22 protein-coding genes are annotated in these 26,177 nt (G+C 71.2%); 19 read left to right on the top strand and 3 right to left on the bottom strand.

What is annotated here, in order from left to right; genetic code table 11:
- Nucleotides 1–127: 127 nt before the first annotated feature.
- Entirely contained in the window at nucleotides 128–2,092 is a 1,965-nt protein-coding gene (locus tag IE272_RS00785; RefSeq protein ID WP_190006039.1) for a TerD family protein, read from the top strand.
- A 242-nt stretch (nucleotides 2,093–2,334) separates the two neighbouring features.
- Nucleotides 2,335–3,354, top strand: coding sequence for a TerC family protein (locus IE272_RS00780; RefSeq protein WP_190006038.1), 1,020 nt, complete (start codon nucleotides 2,335–2,337; stop codon nucleotides 3,352–3,354).
- Nucleotides 3,355–3,479: 125 nt separating this feature from the next.
- On the opposite strand, the gene IE272_RS00775 is transcribed toward IE272_RS00780, so the two are convergent.
- Both IE272_RS00775 and IE272_RS00770 read right to left on the bottom strand, forming a co-directional pair.
- On the bottom strand, nucleotides 3,480–4,136 hold the full coding sequence (locus IE272_RS00775) for an MBL fold metallo-hydrolase (protein ID WP_032790788.1): 657 nt from the start codon (nucleotides 4,134–4,136) through the stop codon (nucleotides 3,480–3,482).
- A gap of 10 nt (nucleotides 4,137–4,146) precedes the next feature.
- Nucleotides 4,147–4,836: a maleylpyruvate isomerase family mycothiol-dependent enzyme gene (locus IE272_RS00770; protein WP_073742040.1), complete on the bottom strand. Its 690-nt coding sequence runs from the start codon at nucleotides 4,834–4,836 to the stop codon at nucleotides 4,147–4,149.
- Between the two features lie 176 nt (nucleotides 4,837–5,012).
- Between IE272_RS00770 and uvrA the strand changes: the two genes are divergently transcribed.
- Together uvrA and IE272_RS00760 are read left to right on the top strand one after the other, a co-directional pair.
- Nucleotides 5,013–8,063, top strand: a complete 3,051-nt coding sequence (uvrA, locus tag IE272_RS00765) for an excinuclease ABC subunit UvrA (protein WP_190006037.1) — start codon at nucleotides 5,013–5,015, stop codon at nucleotides 8,061–8,063.
- 299 nt (nucleotides 8,064–8,362) lie between these two features.
- Entirely contained in the window at nucleotides 8,363–8,791 is a 429-nt protein-coding gene (locus IE272_RS00760) for a Rieske (2Fe-2S) protein (RefSeq protein WP_050358163.1), read from the top strand.
- 99 nt (nucleotides 8,792–8,890) lie between these two features.
- Here the strand turns inward: IE272_RS00760 and IE272_RS00755 are convergent, their stop codons facing one another.
- Nucleotides 8,891–9,817, bottom strand: coding sequence for a hypothetical protein (locus IE272_RS00755; protein ID WP_050358164.1), 927 nt, complete (start codon nucleotides 9,815–9,817; stop codon nucleotides 8,891–8,893).
- 227 nt (nucleotides 9,818–10,044) lie between these two features.
- Here IE272_RS00755 and IE272_RS00750 point away from each other — a divergent pair, with 227 nt between their 5' ends.
- From IE272_RS00750 to IE272_RS00680, 15 genes are all read left to right on the top strand, one after another.
- Nucleotides 10,045–10,653 carry a papain-like cysteine protease family protein gene (locus tag IE272_RS00750; RefSeq protein ID WP_057661961.1) on the top strand — a complete coding sequence of 203 codons (609 nt, stop codon included), beginning with the start codon at nucleotides 10,045–10,047 and terminating at the stop codon, nucleotides 10,651–10,653.
- A 4-nt stretch (nucleotides 10,654–10,657) separates the two neighbouring features.
- Entirely contained in the window at nucleotides 10,658–11,593 is a 936-nt protein-coding gene (locus tag IE272_RS00745; protein WP_190006036.1) for a hypothetical protein, read from the top strand.
- A 130-nt stretch (nucleotides 11,594–11,723) separates the two neighbouring features.
- Nucleotides 11,724–13,793, top strand: coding sequence for an excinuclease ABC subunit UvrC (gene uvrC, locus IE272_RS00740; RefSeq protein WP_050358166.1), 2,070 nt, complete (start codon nucleotides 11,724–11,726; stop codon nucleotides 13,791–13,793).
- Entirely contained in the window at nucleotides 13,790–14,839 is a 1,050-nt protein-coding gene (rapZ, locus tag IE272_RS00735; protein ID WP_078961212.1) for an RNase adapter RapZ, read from the top strand. The genes uvrC and rapZ overlap by 4 nt, the downstream gene beginning before the upstream one ends.
- Nucleotides 14,836–15,870, top strand: a complete 1,035-nt coding sequence (locus IE272_RS00730) for a gluconeogenesis factor YvcK family protein (protein ID WP_007448516.1) — start codon at nucleotides 14,836–14,838, stop codon at nucleotides 15,868–15,870. Before rapZ ends, IE272_RS00730 begins: the two co-directional genes overlap by 4 nt.
- Nucleotides 15,861–16,850, top strand: a complete 990-nt coding sequence (gene whiA / locus IE272_RS00725) for a DNA-binding protein WhiA (protein WP_032790781.1) — start codon at nucleotides 15,861–15,863, stop codon at nucleotides 16,848–16,850. The genes IE272_RS00730 and whiA overlap by 10 nt, the downstream gene beginning before the upstream one ends.
- Before the next feature lie 261 nt (nucleotides 16,851–17,111).
- Nucleotides 17,112–18,122, top strand: a complete 1,011-nt coding sequence (gene gap / locus IE272_RS00720; protein ID WP_050358167.1) for a type I glyceraldehyde-3-phosphate dehydrogenase — start codon at nucleotides 17,112–17,114, stop codon at nucleotides 18,120–18,122.
- A gap of 113 nt (nucleotides 18,123–18,235) precedes the next feature.
- The gene (locus IE272_RS00715) at nucleotides 18,236–19,447 is read left to right on the top strand and encodes a phosphoglycerate kinase (RefSeq protein ID WP_050358168.1); all 1,212 of its coding nucleotides are present in this window, start codon (nucleotides 18,236–18,238) and stop codon (nucleotides 19,445–19,447) included.
- A 6-nt stretch (nucleotides 19,448–19,453) separates the two neighbouring features.
- Nucleotides 19,454–20,230, top strand: coding sequence for a triose-phosphate isomerase (gene tpiA, locus IE272_RS00710; protein ID WP_007448510.1), 777 nt, complete (start codon nucleotides 19,454–19,456; stop codon nucleotides 20,228–20,230).
- A 115-nt stretch (nucleotides 20,231–20,345) separates the two neighbouring features.
- Nucleotides 20,346–20,582: a preprotein translocase subunit SecG gene (secG, locus tag IE272_RS00705; protein WP_003969872.1), complete on the top strand. Its 237-nt coding sequence runs from the start codon at nucleotides 20,346–20,348 to the stop codon at nucleotides 20,580–20,582.
- Nucleotides 20,583–20,687: 105 nt separating this feature from the next.
- The gene (locus tag IE272_RS00700) at nucleotides 20,688–21,023 is read left to right on the top strand and encodes an RNA polymerase-binding protein RbpA (RefSeq protein WP_006123681.1); all 336 of its coding nucleotides are present in this window, start codon (nucleotides 20,688–20,690) and stop codon (nucleotides 21,021–21,023) included.
- A 189-nt stretch (nucleotides 21,024–21,212) separates the two neighbouring features.
- Nucleotides 21,213–22,871, top strand: coding sequence for a glucose-6-phosphate isomerase (gene pgi, locus IE272_RS00695; RefSeq protein WP_056706276.1), 1,659 nt, complete (start codon nucleotides 21,213–21,215; stop codon nucleotides 22,869–22,871).
- Nucleotides 22,872–22,875: 4 nt separating this feature from the next.
- Nucleotides 22,876–23,382, top strand: a complete 507-nt coding sequence (locus tag IE272_RS00690; protein WP_190006035.1) for a PH domain-containing protein — start codon at nucleotides 22,876–22,878, stop codon at nucleotides 23,380–23,382.
- Nucleotides 23,379–24,908 (top strand): PH domain-containing protein, encoded by a 1,530-nt coding sequence (locus IE272_RS00685; RefSeq protein ID WP_190006034.1) that lies wholly within the window; start codon nucleotides 23,379–23,381, stop codon nucleotides 24,906–24,908. Before IE272_RS00690 ends, IE272_RS00685 begins: the two co-directional genes overlap by 4 nt.
- A 57-nt stretch (nucleotides 24,909–24,965) precedes the next feature.
- On the top strand, nucleotides 24,966–25,805 hold the full coding sequence (locus IE272_RS00680) for a poly-gamma-glutamate hydrolase family protein (RefSeq protein ID WP_032790808.1): 840 nt from the start codon (nucleotides 24,966–24,968) through the stop codon (nucleotides 25,803–25,805).
- Nucleotides 25,806–26,177 lie beyond the last annotated feature (372 nt).

Genomic DNA, 26,177 nt, shown 5'->3' with positions numbered 1-26,177 from the left:
ACGGGCAGGAGCGGCTCCCGGAGGCACCCGCCGCCGGGAGCCGCCCCACACACGGCACGCACACGGCACAGCAGTACGCGGCACCGCGCCCACCGGCGGGCGGGCCATCGTCGAGGGGGACAGGGCAATGACGGCCGAACTGGTCCGGGGGCAGAACCACACCTTGCCCCAGACCCGTCTGGAGATCCGGGTGTCGGCGGGCACGCCCGTCGTGGCCGGGGCCACCCTCGGCGACGAGCGGGGCACGGTGCGCGGCGTCGAGTGGATCGCCCACCCCGGCTCGCCCCAGCTCCCCGGTCTTGAGGTCTCCCAGCAGGCGGCGGCCGACCACCGGCTCGCCGTCGACCTGGAGGCACTGCCCGTCGGCGCCCACCGGGTCACCGTGCTGCTCGCGCTTCCCGTCGGAGCCGGCGGCCCGGCACGGTTCGGAGCCGTCCCCGCCCCCTTCGTCGCCGTCACCGGCCTCGACGGCGCCGAGATCGCCACCTTCACGCTCACCGGCCTCGACGCCGAGTCCGCGGTCAGCGCCCTGGAGCTCTACCGCCGCCAGGACGCCTGGAAGGTCCGCGCCGTGGGACAGGGGTACGCCGGCGGGCTCGCCGAGATGCTCGCCGACCAGGGCGTGGCCGAGGCCACCGGACTGGCCGGATCCATTCAGGAGGCCGTCACCCGGGGGCTGGCCCGCTCGGTGGCGCCGCCGCCCCGGACCCAGGGAGGCGACCGCGTACGGCACGCGGCGGGCTCCGCGGACCACCGCCCGCCCACACCGCCCCCGGCCCCGGGGCCCCCCGAGCCGCTGACCGACCCGGCCACCGCACCCCAGCCGCACACCGCCCCGGGCCCGGCCGCCGCGGGACCCGCCGCCGACGGCCCCATCAACTACGCGCACCCGCGACGGCAGCACGCCGCACCCCCGTCGCCCCCGCCCACCGCGCCCCCCGCCCAGCCCGGACAGGCCGCCCAGCCGGTCGCGGGCGACGCCACCGGCTGGTCGATGGACGAGCGCCTCTACAACCAGATCTGGGGCATGTTCGAGGATCTGGCCCGCGCCGTCGCCGCCTACCGCAGCGCTGTCGACTTCGCCGAGTCCCGCATGGACCAGGAGCTCGACCGGGCCCTGTCCGACCCGCGCAACCGGATCGGCGGTGCGGGCGACCGAGCCCGCGAGGCGGCCCGCGCCAAGCGCGACGAGCTGACTTCCCGGGCCCGGGAGGCCCTCGACCGCGATCTGGCCCAGCTGGCTGCCGAGGCGGCCGTCGTCGAGCCCGCGCTCCCGGCCGCGTACGCCGGCTGGGGCAACCCCGTCTGGCACGCCCACCGCGTCCCCATGGAGATACCGATGGCCCTGCGCATCGGCGACCTCCACCTTCCCGAGCGCACCGACCTGCGCGTGCCGCTGCTCGTCCGGCTGCCGCTGGAGCGCGGGATCTGGGTGGACAGCGGACGGACGGCGTCCGAGGCGGCGGCCCTGATGGACACGGACCGGCTGCGCGGGCTCGCCATGGAGACGGCGGTCGCCCACGCGGCACGGCTCCTCGCGGTGTATCCGCCCGGTGAGTTCTCGGTGCACGTCATCGATCCGGCGGGCGCCGCGGCCGGTCCGCTCGCGCCGCTGGTCGACGCGGGCGTCCTCGCCGGGCCGCCCGCCGCCGGAGCCGGGGGAGTGGCCTCGGTCCTCGCCCACCTCACCCGACGGGTGGACCTGGTGCAGATGGCGGTGCGCGCCGGGGCGGCCGACTCGCTCCCGCCCGACCTGGACACCGGCGAGCAGCTCCTGGTGGTCAACGACTTCCCGCACGGCTTCGACGACCGGGCCGTCACCCAGCTCCGCTATCTCGCCGACGAGGGCCCCGCGGTCGGGGTGCACCTCCTGATGGTCGCGGACCGGGAGGAGGCCAGTGCGTACGGGCCGGTGCTCGACCCGCTGTGGCGTTCGCTGTTGCGGATCACCCCGGTCGCCGACAGCCACCTCGCCGATCCGTGGGTCGGGCATGCGTGGACGTACGAGCCGTTGGCGGTTCCGCCGGGCAGCCGCGTCCTGGAACAGGTGCTCGCGGCGGTGGCGGCCGCCCGTCGAGCCGCCGGCCGCTGACCGCCCCAACCTCTCCGACCTGCGGTTTTGACGACTTCTTTACCCTTTCCTTTACCTTTCCTTGGTGATGCCTGTACTGTTCGGGGAACGGAGGGGAGTACTCCTTACGCGACGTCCCGTCAATACGGACCGTTATCGGTCCCGGGGCGCCGGCCCAGGCACGCACATGGCGTGCAGGGGTGGAAGAGACCTCCGGCAGCGACGACGCTGATCAGTAGCCGTAGCGAACTGCCGGAGGCGCAGTGGACGTTTCATGGACCGTATGGGTTCTGACCATTCTTGGTCTGTCAACCCTGATCGCCGTCGACTTCTTCATCGGGCGCAAGCCCCATGACGTGTCGACCAAGGAAGCCGGAATCTGGACCATCGTCTGGATCGCGCTGGCCGTGATCTTCGGATTCGGCCTCATGGCCGTCGGTGAGAGCCAGGCCTCCGGCGAGTTCTTCGCAGGATTCATCACCGAGAAGTCACTGAGTGTCGACAACCTCTTCGTCTTCGTCCTGATCATGGCGAAGTTCGCGGTGCCCTCACAGCTTCAGCAGCGCGTGCTGCTCATCGGTGTGCTGATCGCCCTGGTGCTCCGGGCGATCTTCATCGCCGCCGGTGCCGCCGTGATCGCGAACTTCTCGTGGGTGTTCTACATCTTCGGCGCGTTCCTGATCTACACCGCCTGGAAGCTCATCCAGGAGGCGCGGGCCGACGAGGACGATGACGACTGGGAGGAGAACCGCCTCCTGAAGTCGATCGAGCACCGCTTCGGTGTCGCCGACAAGTACCACGGCACGAAGCTCTTCATCCGGAACAACGGCAAGCGCGTGATGACCCCGCTGATGGTGGTCATGCTCGCCATCGGTATGACCGACGTGCTGTTCGCGGTGGACTCGATCCCGGCGATCTTCGGCCTGACCCAGGACCCGTACATCGTCTTCACGGCCAATGCGTTCGCCCTGATGGGTCTGCGCCAGCTGTACTTCCTCATCGGCGGTCTGCTGAAGAAGCTGGTCCACCTCAGCTACGGCCTGTCGGTGATCCTCGGCTTCATCGGCGTCAAGCTGGTGCTGCACGCCCTGCACGAGAGCGGCGTGCACGTGCCCGTCGTGTCCATCCCGTTCTCCCTCGCCGTCATCGGCGGTGTCCTGGTGGTCACCACGATCACCAGCCTCATCGCCAGCAAGAAGATGGCGGCCGCCGAGGCGGAGAAGGACGCGAAGGCGGAGACCGCCGGCCCGTCCGACGAGGAGAGCAAGAGCCTCAACAGCTGACCCGGGGCCGCCCCGAGCGGCACAGGGACACACCGGCAGCGGCCGGGGCGGTAACGGCGAAGGCCGTCCGCCCCGGCCGCTGCCGCATGTCTGCGCGGGAGATGTGCCGGAGAGAGCTGCGCGGGCTACCAGCCGCGGGCACGCCACTCGGGCAGCTGGGGCCGCTCGTCGCCGAGCGTCGTGTCGTGTCCGTGGCCCGGGTAGACCCACGTCTCGTCCGGCAGCCGGTCGAACAGCTTCGTCTCGACGTCGTGCAGGAGGCTCGCGAACGCCTCGGGATCCTGACGCGTGTTCCCGACCCCGCCGGGGAAGAGGCAGTCCCCGGTGAACAGGTGCGGGGCGCCGTGCGGGTCGTCGTAGACCAGCGCGATGGAGCCCGGGGTGTGGCCGGCCAGATGGCGGGCGGTCAGCTCGACCCGGCCGACGGTGACCGTGTCGCCGTCCTCGACCAGGACATCGGTCGGGACCGGGATGCCCTCGGCGTCGTAGCGGCCCGCGTACGTCCGGGCGCCGGTCGCCCCGACCACCTCGGCCAGCGCCTGCCAGTGGTCCCCGTGCCGGTGCGTGGTGACGACGGAGGCGATTCCGTCGTCACCGATCAGCGCCAGCAGGGTCTCCGGCTCGGCGGCCGCGTCGATCAGCAGCTGCTCGCCGGTCGCCCGGCAGCGCAGCAGATAGGCGTTGTTGTTCATCCCGCCGACGGCGACCTTGGAGATCATCAGATCCGTCAGTTCGTGCACGCTCGCCGGTCCGCCGACCTTCACCGCTCCGCTGTACGTCATACGGCTCAGCCTATAGCGGGGGCAGCGCGGGCAGGGGGCCCCCGGCCACGGTCAGGGCGGAGCCGTCACGGCGGCCGCAGAGCCAGCCCAGCAGCTCGGCGGCGGGCCCCTGCACCGTCACCAGGGCGGCCGGCGGGCCGCCGCCCGTGCTCCAGGTGCGGCCGTCCAGGTCGGTCAGCGCGGTGGCGGGCACATCCTGGTTGCCCAGGAAGCGTTCGGCCAGGAACGCGATCTCCCGCTCCACGAACTCCGCGGGCAGGTCCTCCAGCTCGTAGCCGACGTCGAGGTCGACGTGGTGCAGCTCCACCTCGACCCAGCGCCGGAAGGGCACCCGGGCGGCGGAGTCGGTCACGCCGTTGCGCAGGGTGACCGTACGGGACCAGTCGGCGGGTTCGGCGGCGGCCGCCAGGAAGCCGTCCGCGGTCTGCCGCAGATCGGCCAGCTGCTCGGCCGCCGGGCGGGGGGCGCCGTCGGCGATGTCGGCGTCCCGGGTTTCGCTGCTCGCGTACATCGGGAGGCCCCGGAGAACATTTCCGATCGCGTCGGCGTTACGTGACAGGTGGGCCAGTACATGGCCCCGGCTCCATCCGGGAAGCCGTGACGCCCCGGCGACCGAGGCGTTGTCCAGTTTGCCGACTGCGTCGAGCAGTCGTTCGGTCGCTTCGCGTACTGCTCCCAGGTCGTGCGCATGATCAATCATGCGGCCGAGCCTAGCTCCGCCACTCATTCGGGTGAAGGAGCCCGAGGGCGGCCGTAAATCGAATGTGCGTGCTATACGCTCGGAATCGAAAGCTTCTTACACCGCTGTGGCGCCCCCCATACCCTGGGAGAGGGGCTCAGTTCCCCCCGCTTCTCTCTAGAAAGGTGCGGACCGGCGTGGCCGACCGTCTCATCGTCCGTGGCGCGCGCGAGCACAACCTGAAGAACGTCTCGCTCGACCTGCCCCGCGACTCCCTCATCGTCTTCGCCGGGCTCTCCGGGTCGGGCAAGTCGTCCCTCGCGTTCGACACGATCTTCGCCGAGGGGCAGCGCCGCTACGTCGAGTCGCTCTCCTCGTACGCCCGGCAGTTCCTCGGCCAGATGGACAAGCCGGACGTCGACTTCATCGAAGGTCTTTCGCCGGCCGTCTCCATCGACCAGAAGTCGACCTCGCGCAACCCGCGCTCGACGGTCGGCACGATCACCGAGGTCTACGACTACCTCCGGCTGCTCTTCGCCAGGATCGGCAAGCCGCACTGTCCCGAGTGCCGCCGCCCCATCGCGCGCCAGTCGCCGCAGGCCATCGTCGACAAGGTCCTCGGCCTGCCGGAAGGCAGCCGCTTCCAGGTCCTCTCGCCGCTGGTGCGCGAGCGCAAGGGCGAGTTCGTCGACCTCTTCGCCGACCTCCAGACCAAGGGCTACAGCCGCGCCCGGGTCGACGGCGTCACCATCCAGCTCTCCGAGCCGCCCACGCTCAAGAAGCAGGAGAAGCACACCATCGAGGTGGTCGTCGACCGCCTCACCGTCAAGGACGGCGCCAAGCGCCGGCTGACCGACTCGGTCGAGACCGCGCTCGGCCTCTCCGGCGGCATGGTCGTGCTCGACTTCGTCGACCTCCCCGAGGACGACCCCGAGCGCGAGCGGATGTTCTCCGAGCACCTCTACTGCCCGTACGACGACCTCTCCTTCGAGGAGCTGGAGCCGCGCTCCTTCTCCTTCAACTCGCCCTTCGGCGCCTGCCCCGACTGCACCGGCATCGGCACGCGCATGGAGGTCGACCCGGAGCTGATCGTCCCCGACGAGGAGAAGTCCCTCGACGAGGGCGCGATCCACCCCTGGTCCCACGGACACACCAAGGAGTACTTCGGCCGCCTCATCGGCGCGCTCTCCGAAGCGCTCGGCTTCCGTACGGACATCCCCTGGGCCGGGCTGCCGCAGCGGGCCAAGAAGGCCCTGCTCTTCGGCCACAAGATCCAGACCGAGGTCCGCTACCGCAACCGGTACGGGCGCGAGCGCGCCTACACCACGCCCGCCTTCGAGGGCGCGGTGCAGTTCGTCAAGAGGCGTCACACCGAGGCCGAGAGCGACTCCAGCCGGGAGCGCTTCGAGGGCTACATGCGCGAGGTGCCCTGCCCCACCTGCGAGGGCACCCGGCTGAAGCCGATCGTGCTCGCGGTGACGGTGATGGAGAAGTCCATCGCCGAGGTCTCCGCGATGTCGATCAGCGAGTGTGCCGAGTTCCTCGGCCGCCTGAAGCTGAACGCCCGCGACAAGAAGATCGCCGAGCGGGTGCTCAAGGAGGTCAACGAACGGCTGAAGTTCCTCGTCGACGTCGGCCTGGACTATCTGTCGCTGAACCGCGCGGCGGGCACCCTGTCCGGCGGCGAGGCCCAGCGCATCCGGCTGGCCACCCAGATCGGCTCCGGCCTGGTCGGCGTGCTGTACGTCCTGGACGAGCCGTCCATCGGCCTGCACCAGCGCGACAACCACCGGCTCATCGAGACCCTGGTCCGGCTCCGCGACATGGGCAACACGCTCATCGTCGTCGAGCACGACGAGGACACCATCAAGGTCGCCGACTGGGTCGTCGACATCGGTCCCGGCGCGGGCGAGCACGGCGGCAAGGTCGTCCACTCCGGCTCGCTCAAGGAGCTCCTGGCCAACAAGGAGTCCATCACCGGCCAGTATCTGTCCGGCAAGCGGTCCATCCCGACCCCGGACATCCGCCGCCCGGTCGACCCGGCCCGGGGCCTCACCGTGCACGGCGCCCGGGAGAACAACCTCCAGGACATCGACGTCTCCTTCCCGCTCGGCGTCCTCACCGCCGTCACGGGCGTCTCCGGGTCCGGGAAGTCGACGCTGGTCAACGACATCCTCTACACCCACCTGGCCCGTGAGCTGAACGGCGCCAAGTCGGTCCCCGGCCGTCACACCCGGGTCGACGGCGACGACCTCGTCGACAAGGTGGTGCACGTCGACCAGTCGCCGATCGGCCGGACCCCCCGGTCCAACCCGGCGACGTACACCGGGGTCTTCGACCACGTCCGCCGGCTCTTCGCCGAGACGATGGAGGCGAAGGTGCGCGGCTATCTGCCGGGCCGCTTCTCCTTCAACGTCAAGGGCGGCCGCTGCGAGAACTGCTCCGGCGACGGCACGATCAAGATCGAGATGAACTTCCTGCCCGACGTGTACGTCCCGTGCGAGGTCTGCCACGGAGCGCGCTACAACCGGGAGACCCTGGAGGTCCACTACAAGGGCAAGTCCATCGCCGAGGTGCTGGACATGCCGATCGAGGAGGGCCTGGAGTTCTTCGAGGCCGTCCCGACGATCGCCCGCCACCTCCGTACGCTCAACGAGGTCGGCCTCGGGTATGTGCGGCTGGGCCAGTCCGCGCCGACCCTGTCCGGTGGTGAGGCGCAGCGCGTCAAGTTGGCGAGCGAGCTCCAGAAGCGCTCCACCGGCCGCACGGTCTACGTCCTGGACGAGCCGACCACCGGTCTCCACTTCGAGGACATCAGCAAGCTGATCACCGTGCTCTCCGGCCTGGTGGACAAGGGCAACACGGTCATCGTCATCGAGCACAACCTCGATGTCATCAAGACCGCCGACTGGGTCATCGACATGGGCCCCGAGGGCGGCAACGGCGGTGGCCTGGTGGTCGCCGAGGGAACGCCGGAGCAGGTCGCCTCGGTCCCCGCCAGCCACACCGGGAAGTTCCTCCAGTCCATCCTGGACGCGGACCGCATCAGCGAGGCCGCGGTGCCCTCGGGGCGGGGGACGACCCGCAAGGCGGCCGCCCGCAGGACCGCCCCGGCGAAGAAGACGGCCGCCGCGGCCAAGAAGGCCGCGGTGACCAAGGCGAACGCCACGGGCGCCAAGGCGGGTACGGCCAAGGCCGCCGGCACGACGGCCGCCGCGAAGAAGGCCACCCGCGCCCGCAAGGCCTGAGCGAGGCCCGGGCGAGGCCTGGGCGAGGCGCGAGCGGCTGCCCGGCCCGGCAGCCGCTCTTGCCCCGCGCCGACGACGGCGGCTCCCGCAGCACGAAGGGGGCCGCCGTCGCCCGTCGGGGCAGGCGTTCCGGCCCGGTCGCAGGGCTTCCGATCCCCGCCGGTATCGTCGGTTCTGTCACCGGCACGCAGGGCCGCCGTCACCGCCCGCCCTGTCCGGCGACGCGGATCCGCCGTGATCCACCCCGGAACGACCAGCCCCACCGTGATCCACCCCGAACAACGACCCGTGGAGTCCGCATGCCCGGCCTGCCCGCCGCCCGCCGTACCGTGCTGAAGGGCGCCGCGCTCGCCGGCGCCGCCGGGCTGGGAGCGGCCGCCTGCTCCACCGAGTCCAAGCTCGGCCACGCCAAGAACCCCACCCCCACCGCTCCCGTCGACCTCGGGGCCGCCTCCGAGGTGCCCGTCGGCGGGGCCAAGCTCTACCGCGAACAGCGCCTGGTCGTCGTCTGCCCGGCGAAGGGCGAGTACAAGGCGTTCAGCGCCCAGTGCACCCACGGCGGCTGTGTCCTGGACAAGGTCGAGGGCACCGAGGGCCACTGCCCCTGCCACGGCAGCCGCTTCGACATGACCACCGGCAAGCCGGTGAAGGGCCCGGCCACCGTGCCGCTGCCCGCCGTCCCGGTCACCGCCGAGGGCGGAAAGCTCGTCGCGGGCCCCGACGCCTGACGCGGAACCTCGGCCCCGACGCCTGACGGAGACCTCGGCCCCGACGCCTGACGCGGAACCGGCGCTCGGCGCCAGGAGGCCGGTCGTCGCGTCGAGGCCTCACTCCCAGTCCCAGTCGACCCCGATCAGGCCGGGCCGTACGCTCTCCTCCACCAGGTGCACGGTCCGGTGCCGGCCGGTCAGCGTGAGGTCCGCGCGGGCCCCGCGCGCCGCCCCGGCCGACGCCTGGGCGAACCGGCGGCACCGCACCGGGAGCGCCGCCTCGTCGAAGCCGACCTGGAGCACGTACTGCCCACCTCCGAAGGTGAAGCCGCGCACGTACTCGCCGCCGGCCCCGCCCGTACCGTCCTCGAAGCCGTAGCCGAAGAGGTACGTCTCACCGGACCGCAGCCGGGTGTCGAAGAGCAGCTCCGCCACCAGCACCCCCGCGTCCCGGTCCCAGCGGACCCGGCCCGTCCGGCAGTTCTCCAGAGCCCGCACCGCGATCCGCGACGGGTCGCAGCCGGGGTCGCCCCGGTGGACCGCGAGATAGCGGTCGACGCCGTCCCGGTGCGCGCGCACCACGTGCTGCGACGTGCGGCCCGCCAGCTCGCGCCGCGCCCCGATCCGTACCCGCTCCTGGTGCCCCACGGTGTGCAGGCCGCCGTCCACGGGTGACTCCATCGCCGCCAGGAGCCGCTCCACCGAGCCCGACGCCTCCATGAGCGACCGGTACGAGCGGCCGGCCGGGCGGTCCCCGTCCGCCGGGGCGTCACCGTCGCGCAGCAGCCGCAGCAGTGAGTCGTCCGGCAGCGCGAGCACCTCCTCCAGCGCGGCGACGGCCCGCAGCGACTCGGCCCGCCGGGGGCGTCGCACCCCCTGCTGCCAGTAGCTGAGGCTGGTCACCCCGAGTTTGACGCCCCGGTGCGCCAGATGGTGCTGCACTCGCTGGAGCGGCAGCCCGCGCACCGACAGAGCGGTGCGCAACGCCAGATGGAACGGTCCGGTCCGCAGTACCTGCGCCAGTTCGATCTCGGTCTGCCGCAATGCGGGCCTCCGGTGAACGTTCACGTGGGGAGTGGCGACACCGGCCCCCGGGGGATGCGGGGGAGCAGGTGACCGGGACGGGGCCGTTCACACGGACGCCGTGCCGTTCACACCGTGATGTCACCTCGCATTGAAGCGTGTTGACCTGCTCCGGACAACGCCGGATGCTCATCGTCAGCGTCCGGACGCGCTCCTCCGATCCCCACCCCCGCATTGGGAGGAACGCCATGCGCAACCGAAGAGTCAGGCCCGGAAGGTTCTCGTTCACCGCCCTCCTGGCCGCCGTCCTGCTCGCCGTCCCCGCGGGCACCGCCACCGCCGCCCAGTCCCCGGACGGGGCGGGCTCCGCCGTCGCCGCCACCCAGCGGCTCGACATCACTATGCAGGCGCAACAGCAGACCAACTGGTGCTGGGCGGCCGGCGGCAACACCATCGCCGCCTGGTTCGGCCGCAACTACTCCCAGAACCAGTTCTGCAACGCCGCCTTCAACCGCAGCCAGAACTCCCAGTGCCCCAACTCGCAGGCCACCCTCGGCAACGTCCAGACCGGACTGTCCTGGGCCGGGGTCAGGCCCGGCAGTTACGTCACCGGCTGGCTGCGCTACCCGACCGTGCAGGCCGAGATATCCGCCCAGCGCCCCATCGAGACCCGCATCCAGTGGTCGTCCGGCGGCGGCCACATGCATGTGATCTACGGGTACGACGACGCCAACAGCTGGGTCTACTGGGGCGATCCGTGGCCCTCCAGCAACCGCTACAACTGGGCCTCGCACGCCTGGTACGTCAACAACAACGAGTTCTCCTGGACCCACTCGCTCTACCGGATCGGGGCGTGAGGTCATGAACTCCACCACCCGGCGCATCGCCGTCGCCACCGCCCTCACCGGCGCCGCCCTGTTCACCGCCGCGGCCCCCGCCCTCGCCGACGACGGCCGGGCGGCCCCGCCGAAGCTCACCGCCGCCACCCTCGAAGCGGCCCACGAGGCCGCCACCGAGCCCGCGACTCTGGACACCCTGTCCCGGTTCTTCGCCCGGGAGGGCGCGGTGAGCAGGGCGGCGAGCGCACCCAGGATCGAGGGGAGGACCGTTCCCGTCCGCACGCTCTCCGCCGACTTCGTCGCCGGGAAGCCCGGGGCCGCCCCGAGCACCGTGGACTACCTGGCCAGCACCGCTGTCTCCTCCGACGGCCAGAAGGCCTCCCTGTGGACCGTCCCCGGCGCCGACGGGGGCGACCGGTGGCAGGTGGTGAACATCGCCACCGGCGACGACGAGGCCCGCTACACCGCACAGGGGGCCCGCGCGCTCCCCGGCGGCACCGTGTTCCGCGAACCGCAGATCGACGCCTGGTACGTCCACGACGGCTCCCGGGTACTCCCGCTGGACGAGGACGCGAAGGCCGCCGTGGGCGCACGCGGCACCGCGCTCAGCGCCTACCGGACCCGGGTCCAGGAGGCGTACGGCGACAAGCTGCCCGGCTCCGGATACGCCCGCTCCGGCAAGGCGGGCGGCTACGGACCCGACGCGGCCACCGGCGCCGGGGGAGCCCCGGCGGCCGCACCCGCCCCCGGCCCGGTCTCCGGCCCTGCCGCGGACCGGGCGCCGGACCCCGCCGGGAGCCCCGCGCTCGCCGGCACGGCGTCCGGGTCGCCGGACACGGCCCTGACCGCCGTGTCCACGACCGCGGGGGCCGGGGCGCTGCTCGCCCTGGCCCTGTGCGGGGCCGCCGCCGTACGCCGCCGGAACCGTGCCGGGCGACCCCCGGCCACGGACGCATAGCAGCGGCTCCACCGGCCCACAGGCCCGCGCTCCGGGGTGCGAACACCCCACGGCACCCCGGAGCGCGGCACCGCCCCCGGCACCACGTGAGGACGACGCGCTGTCACTGCCCGCAAGTAGGGTGTGAGACATGGCAGACCCCTCCAGCTACCGCCCCAAGCCGGGACAGATCCCCGACTCCCCGGGGGTCTACAAATTCCGCGACGAGCACCGCCGGGTGATCTACGTCGGGAAGGCCAAGAACCTGCGCCAACGCGTGGCCAACTACTTCCAGGACCTCGCCGGCCTCCATCCGCGTACGCGCACGATGGTCACCACCGCCGCCTCCGTCGAGTGGACGGTCGTCTCCACCGAGGTCGAGGCGCTCCAGCTGGAGTATTCCTGGATCAAGGAGTTCGACCCCCGGTTCAACGTCAAGTACCGGGACGACAAGAGCTATCCGTATCTCGCGGTCACGCTCAACGAGGAGTTCCCCCGCGTCCAGGTCATGCGCGGCGCCAAGAAGAAGGGCGTGCGCTACTTCGGCCCGTACGGCCACGCCTGGGCGATCCGCGAGACGGTCGACCTGATGCTCCGCGTCTTCCCCGTCCGCACCTGCTCCGCCGGGGTCTTCAAGAACGCCGCGCGCACCGGCCGCCCCTGCCTGCTGGGGTACATCGGCAAGTGCTCGGCCCCCTGCGTCGGCCGGGTCACCCCCGAGGAACACCGGGAGCTGGCCGAGGACTTCTGCGACTTCATGGCCGGCCGCACCGGCACCTACATCCGCCGCCTGGAGAAGGACATGATGCAGGCGGCCGAGGAGATGGAGTACGAGCGGGCCGCCCGCCTCCGCGACGACGCCGAGGCCCTCAAGCGGGCCATGGAGAAGAGCGCCGTCGTCCTCGCCGACGCCACCGACGCCGACCTGATCGCCGTCGCCGAGGACGAGCTGGAGGCCGCCCTCCAGATCTTCCACGTGCGCGGCGGCCGGGTGCGCGGCCAGCGCGGCTGGGTCACCGACAAGGTCGAGGCGGTCGACACCTCCGGCCTCGTCGAGCACGCCCTCCAGCAGCTGTACGGGGAGGAGCGCGGCGACGCCGTCCCCAAGGAGGTGCTGGTCCCCGCCCTGCCCGAGGACGCCGAAGCGGTCTCCCAGTGGCTCGCCGAGCGCCGGGGCTCCCAGGTCAGCCTGCGCATCCCGCAGCGCGGCGACAAGAAGGACCTCATGGTCACCGTCCAGCGCAACGCCCAGCAGGCGCTCGGGCTGCACAAGACCAAGCGCGCCTCCGACCTGACCACCCGCTCCCGCGCCCTGGAGGAGATCGCCGAGGCGCTGGGCCTGGACACCGCCCCGCTGCGTATCGAGTGCTACGACATCTCCCACCTCCAGGGCGACGACGTGGTTGCCTCCATGGTCGTCTTCGAGGACGGCCTCGCCCGCAAGAGCGAGTACCGCCGCTTCCAGATCAAGGGCTTCGAGGGCCAGGACGACGTCCGCTCGATGCACGAGGTGATCGGCCGCCGCTTCAAGCGCTACCTCCAGGACAAGGAGCGCACGGGGGAGTGGGAGGAGACGCCGGAGACCGCCCCCGCTACCACCGGCCCCGCTCCGGTCCCCGCCGCCACCGGCCCGGTCCCCGCCCCGGCCCTCTCCGCCGCCTCCCCGGACGACGAGCCCGAGCCCCGGGAGGACGACGGCCGCCCCAAGCGGTTCGCCTACCCGCCGCAGCTCGTCGTCGTCGACGGCGGGCAGCCCCAGGTCGCGGCCGCCAAGCGGGCCCTGGACGAGCTGGGCATCGACGACATCGCGGTCTGCGGCCTGGCCAAGCGCCTCGAAGAGGTCTGGCTCCCCGATGACGACGATCCCGTCGTCCTGCCCCGCTCCAGCGAGGGCCTCTACCTCCTCCAGCGCGTCCGGGACGAGGCCCACCGCTTCGCCATCACCTACCAGCGCGCCAAGCGCGCCAAGCGCATCCGCAGCAGCCCCCTCGACGACGTGACCGGCCTCGGCGAGACCCGGAAGCAGGCCCTCGTCAAGCATTTCGGCTCGGTGAAGAAGCTCCGGCAAGCGACAATCGACGAGATCTGCGAGGTGCCCGGGATAGGGCGAAGGACGGCGGAATCGGTGGCCGCCGCCCTCGCCTCGACCGCTCCCGCGGCGCCTGCCGTGAACACGGCCACAGGAGAGATCATTGAAGAGGACGACGGGGGCAGCTCATGACCGAGAACAGCCACGAGAACGCACAGAGCGGCGCGGCGCACGAGACCGCGGACCGAGACAACACCGACCAGGACGTCACCGACCGGGACAGCACCGACCGGGACGTCACCGACCGGGACACCGCAGACCGAGCAGACGGAGCAGCAGACGTGAGTACGAGCACCCCGAACGAGACGGGTGAGGCGGCCATCCCCGAGCTGGTGATCATCTCCGGGATGTCGGGCGCCGGCCGCAGCACCGCCGCCAAGTGTCTGGAGGACCTCGGCTGGTTCGTCGTCGACAACCTGCCGCCCGCGCTGATCCCCACCATGGTGGAGCTCGGCGCCCGCTCGCAGGGCAATGTGGCCCGGATCGCCGTCGTCGTCGACGTACGCGGCCGGCGCTTCTTCGACAACCTCCGCGACTCCCTCGCGGACCTGGAGGCCAAGCACGTCACCCGGCGGATCGTCTTCCTGGAGTCCTCCGACGACGCCCTCGTGCGCCGCTTCGAGTCCGTCCGCCGCCCGCACCCCCTCCAGGGCGACGGCCGCATCGTCGACGGCATCGCGGCCGAGCGCGACCTGCTGCGCGAGCTGCGCGGCGACGCCGACCTGGTCATCGACACCTCCAGCCTCAACGTGCACGAGCTGCGGGCCAAGATGGACGCCCAGTTCGCGGGCGAGTCGGAGCCGGAGCTGCGGGCCACGGTGATGTCCTTCGGCTACAAGTACGGCCTGCCCGTCGACGCCGACCTGGTCGTCGACTGCCGCTTCCTGCCCAACCCGCACTGGGTCCCCGAGCTGCGCCCCTTCACCGGCGTCAACGAGGAGGTGTCCGACTACGTCTTCGACCAGCCGGGCGCCAAGGAGTTCCTCAACCAGTACACCGAGCTGCTCCAGCTGATCGCCGCCGGCTACCGCCGCGAGGGCAAGCGGTACGTGACCATCGCCGTGGGCTGCACCGGCGGCAAGCACCGCTCCGTCGCCATGTCGGAGAAGCTCTCGGCCCGCCTCGCCGCCGAAGGCGTCGAGACCGTCCTCGTGCACCGCGACATGGGGCGAGAGTGACCGGACGCAACCTGCGTATGCGACGCCTGAGCCGCGCCACCTCGGCGCTCTCCGGCCGCAAGCGCGGTGCTCAGCCCAAGGTCGTCGCGCTCGGCGGCGGTATGGGGCTCTCGGCGTCCCTGGCGGCGCTGCGCCGGATCACCGGCGACCTCACGGCTGTGGTCACCGTCGCCGACGACGGCGGCTCCAGCGGCCGGCTGCGCGAGGAACTGGGCGTGCTGCCGCCCGGCGACCTGCGCAAGGCGCTCGCCGCGCTGTGCGGCGACGACGACTGGGGCCGCACCTGGTCCCGGGTCATCCAGCACCGCTTCGAGTCCAAGGGAGACCTCCACGAGCACGCTGTCGGCAATCTGCTGATCGTGGCCCTCTGGGAGCAGCTCGGCGACCATGTCCAGGCGCTCGACCTGGTCGGCAAGCTGCTCGGCGCGCACGGGCGGGTGCTGCCGATGTCGGCCGTCCCGCTGGAGCTCCAGGCGCTGGTCAAGGGCCACGACCCCGATCTGCCCGACGCGATCGTCACCGTGCGCGGTCAGGCCACGGTGGCGCTCACGCCCGGCGAGGTGCAGTCCGTGCACGTGGTCCCGCCCGACCCGCCGGCCGTCCCGGAAGCCGTGGAGGCGGTCCTGGACGCCGACTGGGTGGTGCTCGGTCCCGGCTCCTGGTTCTCCTCGGTGATCCCGCACCTGCTCGTGCCGGAACTGCTCGACGCGCTGGTCACCACGAAGGCCCGCAAGGTCCTCTCGTTGAACCTCGCACCCCAGCCCGGTGAAACAGAAGGCTTCTCACCGCAGCGTCATTTGGAGGTTTTGGGGCGACACGCCCCTAAACTCGCCTTGGACGTGGTGCTGGCCGATGAGGCCGCCGTGCCCGACCGTGAGTCACTCGCCGATGCCGCACTACGGCTCGGAGCCGCGGTCGAGCTGGCGCCGGTGGCATCGCCCGACGGCGTTCCGGTCCATGATCAGGAGCTGTTGGCCGCCGCGTACGACCGTATTTTTCGGATGCATGGAAGGATCGGCCCATGGCGATGACGCCAGCGGTGAAGAACGAAATCTCTCATCTTCCCGTCACCCGGACCTGCTGCAGGAAAGCAGAGGTCTCGGCGATTCTTCGGTTCGCGGGCGGCCTGCACCTGGTGAGCGGCCGGATTGTGATCGAGGCGGAGCTGGACACCGGCAACGCCGCCCGCCGCCTCAAGCGCGACATCCTGGAGATCTTCGGGCACAGCTCGGAGCTGATCGTGATGGCCCCCGGCGGACTGCGCCGAGGCTCGCGCTATGTCGTACGGGTGGTGGCGGGCGGCGACCAGCTGGCCCGCCAGACCGGTCTGGTGGACGGCCGCGGCCGTCCGATCCGCGGGCTGCCCCCGCAGGTGGTCTCGGGGGCCACCTGCGACGCCGAGGCGGCCTGGCGCGGAGCCTTCCTCGCCCACGGCTCGCTCACCGAGCCCGGCCGCTCCTCCTCGCTGGAGGTCACCTGCCCGGGGCCCGAGGCGGCCCTCGCCCTGGTCGGCGCGGCCCGTCGGCTCTCCATCGCGGCGAAGGCCCGCGAGGTGCGCGGAGTGGACCGGGTGGTGGTCCGCGACGGCGACGCGATCGGCGCCCTGCTGACCCGCCTCGGCGCCCATGACGCGGTGCTGGCCTGGGAGGAGCGGCGGATGCGGCGCGAGGTCCGCGCCACGGCCAACCGGCTCGCCAACTTCGACGACGCGAACCTGCGCCGCTCGGCCCGCGCCGCGGTCGCCGCCGGGGCCCGGGTGGGGCGTGCGCTGGAGATCCTCGGCGAGGAGGTCCCCGAGCACCTGGCCGCCGCGGGACGGCTGCGCATGGAGCACAAGCAGGCCTCCCTGGAGGAGCTGGGCGCGCTCGCCGACCCGCCGCTGACCAAGGACGCGGTCGCGGGACGGATCCGCCGGCTGCTGGCGATGGCCGACAAGCGGGCCCAGGATCTGGGCATCCCGGGGACCGAGTCGACCCTCAGCGAGGAGCTCGCCGACGGCCTGGTCGGCTGACTCGGCGGCGAGCAGGGGACGTTGGTCCCGCACCCGCCGGGACCCAGGTCCCGCTCCACCGGGACCCAGGTCCCGCCCGGCGAAACGGAGGTCCGTACTCCTACCGACGAGTACGGACCTCCGGTCGTGTCCGGTGGCGCGCAGTGGCCCTCTCGATGTCACCCCCGGGCCCTCGGAGAGGTAGGGTCGGAAGCGGTCGGGGACATCCCTATACAACTCGCCGGCGTCGAAAACCGGCGTACCTAACGAGGAGATCGGTTCGTGACGATCCGCGTAGGCATCAACGGCTTCGGCCGCATCGGTCGCAACTACTTCCGCGCGCTGCTCGAGCAGGGTGCGGACATCGAGATCGTGGCTGTCAACGACCTGGGTGACACTGCGACCACGGCCCACCTGCTGAAGTACGACACCATTCTGGGTCGTCTCAAGGCAGAGGTCAGCCACACCGCCGACACCATCACCGTCGATGGTCACACCATCAAGGTGCTCTCCGAGCGCAACCCGGCCGACATCCCCTGGGGTGAGCTGGGCGTCGACATCGTCATCGAGTCGACCGGCATCTTCACCAAGAAGGCCGACGCCGAGAAGCACATCGCGGGCGGCGCCAAGAAGGTCCTCATCTCGGCTCCGGCCAAGGACGAGGACATCACCATCGTGATGGGCGTCAACCAGGACCAGTACGACGCGGCCAACCACAACATCATCTCCAACGCCTCCTGCACCACCAACTGTGTGGCGCCGATGGCCAAGGTTCTCGACGAGAACTTCGGCATCGTCAAGGGCCTGATGACGACGGTCCACGCGTACACCAACGACCAGCGGATCCTGGACTTCCCGCACTCGGACCTGCGTCGCGCCCGCGCCGCCGCCGAGAACATCATCCCGACCACCACCGGCGCCGCCAAGGCCACCGCCCTGGTCCTGCCGCAGCTCAAGGGCAAGCTCGACGGCATCGCGATGCGCGTCCCGGTCCCGACCGGCTCCGCCACCGACCTCGTCGTGACGCTGGCGCGCGAGGTCACCAAGGACGAGGTCAACGCCGCGTTCAAGAAGGCCTCCGACGACGGCGCCCTCAAGGGCTTCCTGACGTACACCGAGGACCCGATCGTCTCCTCGGACATCGTCGGCGACCCGTCGTCCTGCACCTTCGACTCCTCCCTGACCATGGTCCAGGAGGGGAACTCGGTGAAGATCCTCGGCTGGTACGACAACGAGTGGGGCTACTCCAACCGCCTCGTCGACCTCACGGTCTTCGTCGGCGAGCAGCTCTGACCCTCGGGCCGGCAGGCACAACGATGTGACTGAGGGGCTCGACCTGCGCAATGAAGCGCAGGTCGAGCCCCTTAGCATGTTCATCCGTCCTTGCAAGGAGTAACGGAAGCCAGATGAAGACGATCGACGAACTTCTCGCCGAAGGGGTCGCGGGCAAGCGGGTATTCGTCCGTGCCGACCTCAACGTGCCGCTGGACGGCACCACGATCACCGACGACGGCCGTATCCGCGCCGTCGTCCCGACGATCGCCAAGCTCGCCGAGGCCGGCGCGCGCGTCGTCGTCGCCTCGCACCTCGGCCGCCCCAAGGGCGCCCCTGACCCGGCCTTCTCGCTGGCGCCCGCCGCCGCACGCCTGGGTGAACTCCTCGACGCCGAGGTCGCCTTCGCCACCGACACGGTCGGCGAGTCCGCCCGCGCCGCGGTCGCCGGCCTCGCCGACGGCCGGGTCGCGGTCGTCGAGAACCTCCGCTTCAACGCCGGTGAGACGTCCAAGGACGACGCCGAGCGCGGCGCCTTCGCCGATCAGCTGGCCGAGCTCGCGGACGTCTACGTGGGCGACGGCTTCGGCGCGGTGCACCGCAAGCACGCCTCGGTCTTCGACCTCCCGGCCCGGCTCCCGCACTACGCGGGCTACCTCATCGCCACCGAGGTCGGCGTCCTGAAGAAGCTCACCACCGACGTCAAGCGGCCGTACGCGGTCGTCCTCGGCGGCGCCAAGGTCTCCGACAAGCTCGGCGTGATCGACCACCTGCTGGAGCGGGCCGACCGCATCCTCATCGGCGGCGGCATGGCGTACACCTTCCTCAAGGCCCAGGGCCACGAGGTCGGCAGCTCGCTGCTCCAGGAGGACCAGATCCCGGCCGTGCGGGAGTACCTGCGACGCGCCGAGGAGAAGGGCGTGGAGTTCGTCCTCCCCGTCGACGTCGTGGTCGCCCCGTCCTTCCCGGACCTCAAGACCAAGGCCCCGGCCCACCCCACCACCGTCGCCGCCGACGCCATGCCGGCCGGCCAGATGGGGCTGGACAACGGACCGGAGACCAACAAGCTCTACGCATCGAAGCTCGCCGACGCGGCCACCGTCTTCTGGAACGGCCCCATGGGCGTCTTCGAGCACCCCGACTTCGCCGACGGCACCCGCGCGGTCGCCCAGGCGCTCGTCGACTCGTCGGCCTTCAGCGTCGTCGGCGGTGGCGACTCCGCCGCGGCCGTTCGCATCCTGGGCTTCGACGAGAATGCATTCGGACATATTTCGACCGGTGGCGGCGCGAGTCTCGAATACCTCGAGGGCAAGACGCTTCCCGGCCTCGCCGCACTGGAGGACTGACCTTTCATGACCACCCGCACCCCGCTGATGGCGGGCAACTGGAAGATGAACCTCAACCACCTCGAGGCCATCGCCCACGTCCAGAAGCTCTCCTTCGCCCTGGCCGACAAGGACTACGAGGACGTCGAGGTCGCCGTCCTCCCGCCCTTCACCGACCTGCGCTCCGTGCAGACCCTGGTGGACGGCGACAAGCTGAAGATCAAGTACGGCGCCCAGGACATCTCGGCGCACGACTCCGGTGCGTACACCGGTGAGATCTCCGGCCCCATGCTCGCCAAGCTGCGCTGCACGTACGTGGCCGTCGGCCACAGCGAGCGCCGCCAGTACCACGGCGAGAACGACGAGATCTGCAACGCCAAGGTGAAGGCCGCCTTCAAGCACGGCCTGACCCCGATCCTCTGCGTCGGCGAGGGCCTGGACATCCGCAAGGCCGGTGACCAGGTCTCCTACACGCTCGCGCAGCTCGACGGCGCCCTGAAGGACATCCCGGCCGAGCAGGCCGAGACCATCGTGATCGCCTACGAGCCGGTCTGGGCCATCGGGACCGGCGAGGTCGCCACCCCCGAGGACGCCCAGGAGGTCTGCGGCGCGATCCGTGGCCGGCTGGCCGAGCTGTACTCCCAGGAGCTGGCCGACGCCGTCCGTATCCAGTACGGCGGCTCGGTGAAGTCCGGCAACGTCGCGGCCATCATGGCGCAGCCCGACGTGGACGGCGCCCTCATCGGCGGCGCCGCACTGGACGCCGACGAGTTCGTCAAGATCGTCCGCTTCCGCGACCAGTGAGTATGCGGTAGCGCCGATCCGTCGTACCCTTGCGGGGGCCGGAGGGGCTAGCGCCCTTCGGCCCCCGGTGCACGTACACGCAGTAGTCAAGAATTCCGGAAAGTAGGGACCAGCCGTGGTTTTGGCGTTCCAGATCGCTCTGATCGTCTTCAGCCTGCTGCTGATGCTGCTGGTGCTCATGCACAAGGGCAAGGGCGGCGGCCTCTCCGACATGTTCGGTGGCGGCATGCAGTCCTCCGTCGGTGGCTCCTCGGTCGCCGAGCGCAACCTCGACCGGATCACCGTCGTGGTCGGTCTGGCCTGGTTCGCGTGCGTCGTGGTGCTCGGTCTGCTCGTCAAGCTGGACAGCTGACCCGTCGTCCGCGCATACCGGTGACGGTGTAACTCCTTCCACTGGACGCGCGTTGGGCCTTACGTAGACTGGGGCATCGCTCGACTCACGCAGGGAGTTACGACCGTGGCAAGTGGCAACGCGATCCGGGGAAGCCGGGTCGGAGCGGGGCCGATGGGGGAGGCCGAGCGGGGCGAGTCCGCGCCGCGCGCCCGCATCTCCTTCTGGTGCTCGAACGGGCACGAGACGCAGCCGAGCTTCGCCCATGACGCGCAGGTGCCGGACACCTGGGACTGCCCGCGCTGCGGCTTCCCGGCCGGCCAGGACAAGGACAGCCCGCCCGACCCGCCCCGCACCGAGCCGTACAAGACGCATCTGGCGTACGTACGCGAGCGGCGGAGCGACGAGGACGGCGAGGCGATCCTCGCCGAGGCGCTGGCCAAGCTCCGCGGCGAGATCTAGGGCCTGTCGCCCTGGCCCCGTCGTTCCACGGACCACCCAGTCGTTCACCGGCCGGATACCCCACGGGTGTCCGGCCGTGTCGCGTTCCCGCGCCACCGCCCTCCTCCACGCCGTCGGCCTTCTCGATCAATTAGGTTGGAGGGGCAGCGGGGATGCTGAGTGACGAGAAGAAGTGGGCTGATATCCGGGATGAACGCAGCAAGCCGAACCAAGCTCAACCAGACACCCGAGTGGACGGCTCTCGCGAAGCACCGTGAGGAGCTCGGCGCACCCCAGCTGCGCGAGCTGTTCGCGCGGCAGCCGGACCGGGGCACCGCCTACACCCTCCGGGTCGGCGACCTCCACCTCGACTACTCCAAGCACCTGGTCACCGACGAGACGCTGCGCCTGCTGCGCGAACTCGCCGCCGCCACCGGGGTCGCGGAGCTGCGGGACGCGATGTTCCGGGGCGAGAAGATCAACACCACCGAGGACCGGGCGGTCCTGCACACCGCGCTCCGCGCCCCCCGCGACGCGGTGATCGAGGTCGACGGCGAGAATGTCGTACCCGCCGTGCACGCCGTCCTGGACAAGATGGCCGGCTTCGCCGAGAAGGTCCGGTCGGGGCAGTGGACCGGTCACACCGGCAAGCCCGTCAAGAACATCGTCAACATCGGGATCGGCGGCTCCGACCTCGGGCCCGCCATGGCGTACGAGGTGCTGCGCTCCTTCACGGACCGCGCGCTCACGCTCCGCTTCGTCTCCAACGTCGACGGCGCCGATCTGCACGAGGCCGTCCGTGACCTCGACCCGGCCGAGACGCTGTTCGTCATCGCCTCGAAGACGTTCACGACGATCGAGACCATCACCAACGCCACCTCCGCCCGGGACTGGCTGCTGACCGAGCTGAAGGCCGGTCAGGACGCCGTCGCCCAGCACTTCGTCGCCCTGTCGACCAATGCCGAGAAGGTCGAGGAGTTCGGCATCGACACGGCCAACATGTTCGAGTTCTGGGACTGGGTCGGCGGCCGCTACTCCTACGACTCGGCGATCGGCCTCTCGCTGATGGTCGCCATCGGACCGGACCGCTTCCGCGAGATGCTCGACGGCTTCCACCTCGTCGACGAGCACTTCCGCACCGCCCCCGCCGAGGAGAACGCCCCGCTCCTCCTCGGCCTCCTCGGCGTCTGGTACGGCAACTTCTTCGACGCCCAGGCGCACGCGGTGCTGCCGTACAGCCACTACCTGTCCAAGTTCACCGCATACCTCCAGCAGCTCGACATGGAGTCCAACGGCAAGTCCGTCGACCGTGACGGCAACCCCGTGGACTGGCAGACCGGACCGGTCGTCTGGGGCACGCCCGGCACCAACGGGCAGCACGCGTACTACCAGTTGATCCACCAGGGCACCAAGCTGATCCCGGCGGACTTCATCGGCTTCGCCGCCCCGGTCCACGACCTGCTGCCCGGGCTGATCGCCCAGCACGACCTGCTGATGGCCAACTTCTTCGCCCAGACCCAGGCCCTCGCCTTCGGCAAGACGCCCGAAGAGGTCCGGGCGGAAGGGGTGCCCGAGGAGCTGGTCCCGCACAAGACGTTCCGGGGCAACCACCCCACGACGACGATCCTCGCCGACAAGCTGACCCCCTCGGTCCTCGGCCAGCTCATCGCGCTCTACGAGCACAAGGTCTTCGTCCAGGGCGCCATCTGGAACATCGACTCCTTCGACCAGTGGGGCGTCGAGCTCGGCAAGGTCCTCGCCAAGAAGATCGAACCGCTCCTGACGGAGAGCGGGGGAGCCGACGCCGGGCAGCTGGACAGCTCCACCGCCGCCCTGGTCGACGCCTACCGCACGCTGCGCGGGCGCTGAGCCGATGCCACAGGGGGAGGGGACGGCGGTAGTGCTGCGGCCGCCGCGCAACACGCTGAACGAGCGCGCCGTCGGCTGGTGGCGGGCCCAGTGGCTGCTGCTGACGGCCGTGCCCGTCGTGCCGCTCGTGGTGCTGGGCGCGCTGATCGAGCCGGCCCGCTTCTGGCTGCTGCTGCCCGCCGCGGTCCTGGCCGCGGTGGGCACGGCGGCCGCCGTCCTCTTCCCCCTGTGGTGGTTCCGTACGCACCGCTGGGAGATCACCGAGGACGCGGTGTACGTCCGTACCGGGTTCTTCTGGCAGGAGTGGCGGATCGCCCCGATGTCCCGGATCCAGACCGTCGACACCGTACGGGGCCCGCTGGAGCAGCTCTTCCGGCTCGCCACCGTCACCGTCACCACCGCCTCCGCCAAGGGCGCGGTACGGATCGCGGGCCTGGACCACGAGGTCGCCGCCGACCTCGCCCGGCAGCTCACCCGGATCACCCGCGACACCCCCGGCGACGCCACATGAGCACCGCCGCCCCGCCCGCCGACTGGCGCCGCCTCGACCCGCGTACGGTCCTGGTCACCGCCCTCGTCGTGGCGGGGGTCGTCGCGGGCGCTGCCATCCCCGTCACGCTCGGGCTCACCCGGTGGTTCAGCCTGCCCGCCGCCGTGCTCCAGGTGTTCGCCGGAGCCGTCCTGGTCATCGGGGTCGCGGCGGGCGCCGACCGCGTCCGCTGGCACCGCACCCGCTACCGGATCGGCGAGGAGCGCGTCGACCTCCACACCGGCCTCCTCCTCGTCAAGCGCCGCTCCCTGGCCCGCAGCCGCATCCGCACGGTCGACCTCACCGCCAACCTGATGCTCCGCCTCCTCGGCCTGGTCACCGTCAGGATCGGCACCGGTGAACAGGGCTCCGAGTCCACCCTCGAACTGGACCCGGTCACCCGCGCCGAGGGCGAACGGCTGCGCCGCCTCCTCCTGGAGCGCGCCGCCACCGCACCGGCCGACGGGGGCCACCGCGAAGGGGAACTGGCCGTCCTGGACCCGCGCTGGATCCGCTATGCCCCGGTCTCCTTCGTCGCCCCCATGCTCGGCGGCGCCGCCGCCGGGGCCGTGCTCCAGGTCAGCGACTGGGTCGGGGCCCAGGGCGAGGTCATCGACTGGGTCGGCGACCGCTTCCGGGACACCCCGCTGCTCTGGACGATCATCGTCCTGGTGCTGGCCGCCCTGGTCGCGGGTGTCGTGGGGGCGCTGGGCCTCTGGATCGAGATGTGGTGGAACTACCGCCTGGAGCGCGAGCCGGGCGGCACGCTGCGCGTGCGGCGCGGACTGTTCACCTCCCGCTCCATCTCCGTCGAGGAGGCCCGGCTGCGCGGCGTCGACCTGGTCGAGCCGCTGGGCGTACGGCTGGTCGGCGCGGCCCGGCTGGACGCCATCACCACCGGCCTCGCCAAGGACCACGAGGCCAGGAACGCCGACCACAACACCCTGCTCCCGGCCGCGCCCCGGACCCGCGCCGACACCGTCGCCGCCGACGTGCTGCGCGAGTCGGTCACCCCGACCGGCGCCGCACTCGTCCGCCACCCGCGTGCCGCCCGGGGGCGCAGACTGCGCTGGTCACTCGCCGCGGCCCTCGGCCCGGTCCTCGTCCTGACCGTCCTCGGGGCGCTGCTCACGCCCGTGCTGCTGTGGATCGCGCTCGGCTGCGCGGTGGTGGCCGTCCCCGTGGCGGTGGTGCTCGCCCTGGACGCGTACCGGGGGCTCGGGCACGCGCTCTCCGGGCGCTATCTGGTCACCCGCTCCGGCACGGTCCGCCGTTCCACGGCCGCCCTGGAGCGGGCCGGGGTGATCGGCTGGACGGTCAAGCAGTCGGTCTTCCAGCGCCGGGCCGGGCTGGTGAGCATCACGGCCACCACCGCAGCCGGCGGGGGCTCCTACACGGTGTACGACGCCGACGCCGCCGAGGGACTCGCCTTCGCCGCCGAGGCCGTACCGGGGCTGCTGGAACCCTTCCTGGAGCGCACCGGGGGCGCAGGGACCACCGGCCCGTGACCGACGGCACAGGAGGCGTCCTGTGCAGCGGGGCCGGTGTCGGCGACGATGCTGATCATGACTTCCACCAGCCGTCGTACGGTCCTCACCGCCCTCGCCACCGCAGCAGTCAGCGGCCCGCTGCTGGGCTCGCTCACCGCGACCGACGCCCACGCCACCGGTGACCTGGACATCTACACCTCCAACACCGACCTCTACCGGAAGCTCGCCGGTCAGGAGGGCGTCGAGTTCGCCCGCCGCTACCGGAGACACGAGTACGCCGACCACTCCCTCCCGCAGGGATACCCGTACAACCGGACCACCGTCATGGCCCTGCACGGCGGCGGCATCGAGACCGGCACCTCCGAACTGTGCCTCGCCATCGCCGGCTACCACCCGGCCACGCTCGCCCCACTGACGGACGGCCACGGGGTGTTCGACTACTGGATGTTCGAGGGGCTGCGCTCCTCCGGCAACCGCGACCTGCACGTCACCGCGAAGAACTGCGACGACCACGTCGCCGTCTCCATGGCGGCGAGCAGCCTCAACGTCCTGAGCCTGCACGGCTGTACGGCTGCACAGGCGGGCACCGTCCCGCAGGCCGTGGTCGTCGGGGGACTGAACACCCGCTTCAAGACCCTGCTCAAGGCCGAGTTCGACGCGGTCGGCATCGCCTGGCGCGACGGCAACGAGGTGCCCGACCTGGCCGGGGTCAACCCCGCCAACCCGGTCAACCGCACCATGCTCGCCAAGGGCGGTCAGCTGGAGCTGACCACGGAGCTGCGCGCCGCCATGTTCACGGTCAATACCCGCGCGGGCCGGGCCGGCAGCACGACCCCGGTCTTCGACCGCTTCGCCGGCGCGTGCCGGGCCGCGATCACGAAGCTGGAACAGGGAACGGACCAGATCATCCTCTGATCCCGGGGCGTGATCACCGGGTCCGGGGCCCCGCGCCCCGGACCACTCGGGAGCATCCCATCCGGTTCTGTTCGCGTGCCGGTATTTTTATGCAGCTTTGACGGAGAGCCGTACAACCATTCCGGACAGTGTCGGGAGTCACAGGTGGGTGCACCCGCTCGTCCCTTTTCGTCGTATCCATGCGGTGGACACCCTGTGAACGGAACGGCAATATTGCCGCGCCGAAGTGGATCTTCGGAGCAAGGCCCGGGGGGGTTCGCTTTCACGTGAACATCTTGTCGTCGTTCTCGCTCCATCCCCTTTGGCGGACCGAGTGGAATTCGACCGGATGAGGCACCCGAGTGAAGGCACGAACCGCAATCAAGACGAAGT

Source organism: Streptomyces anulatus, from assembly GCF_014650675.1.
GTDB classification, from domain to species: Bacteria; Actinomycetota; Actinomycetes; order Streptomycetales; family Streptomycetaceae; genus Streptomyces; species Streptomyces anulatus.
This window is presented reverse-complemented; position numbering and strand designations above follow the sequence as displayed.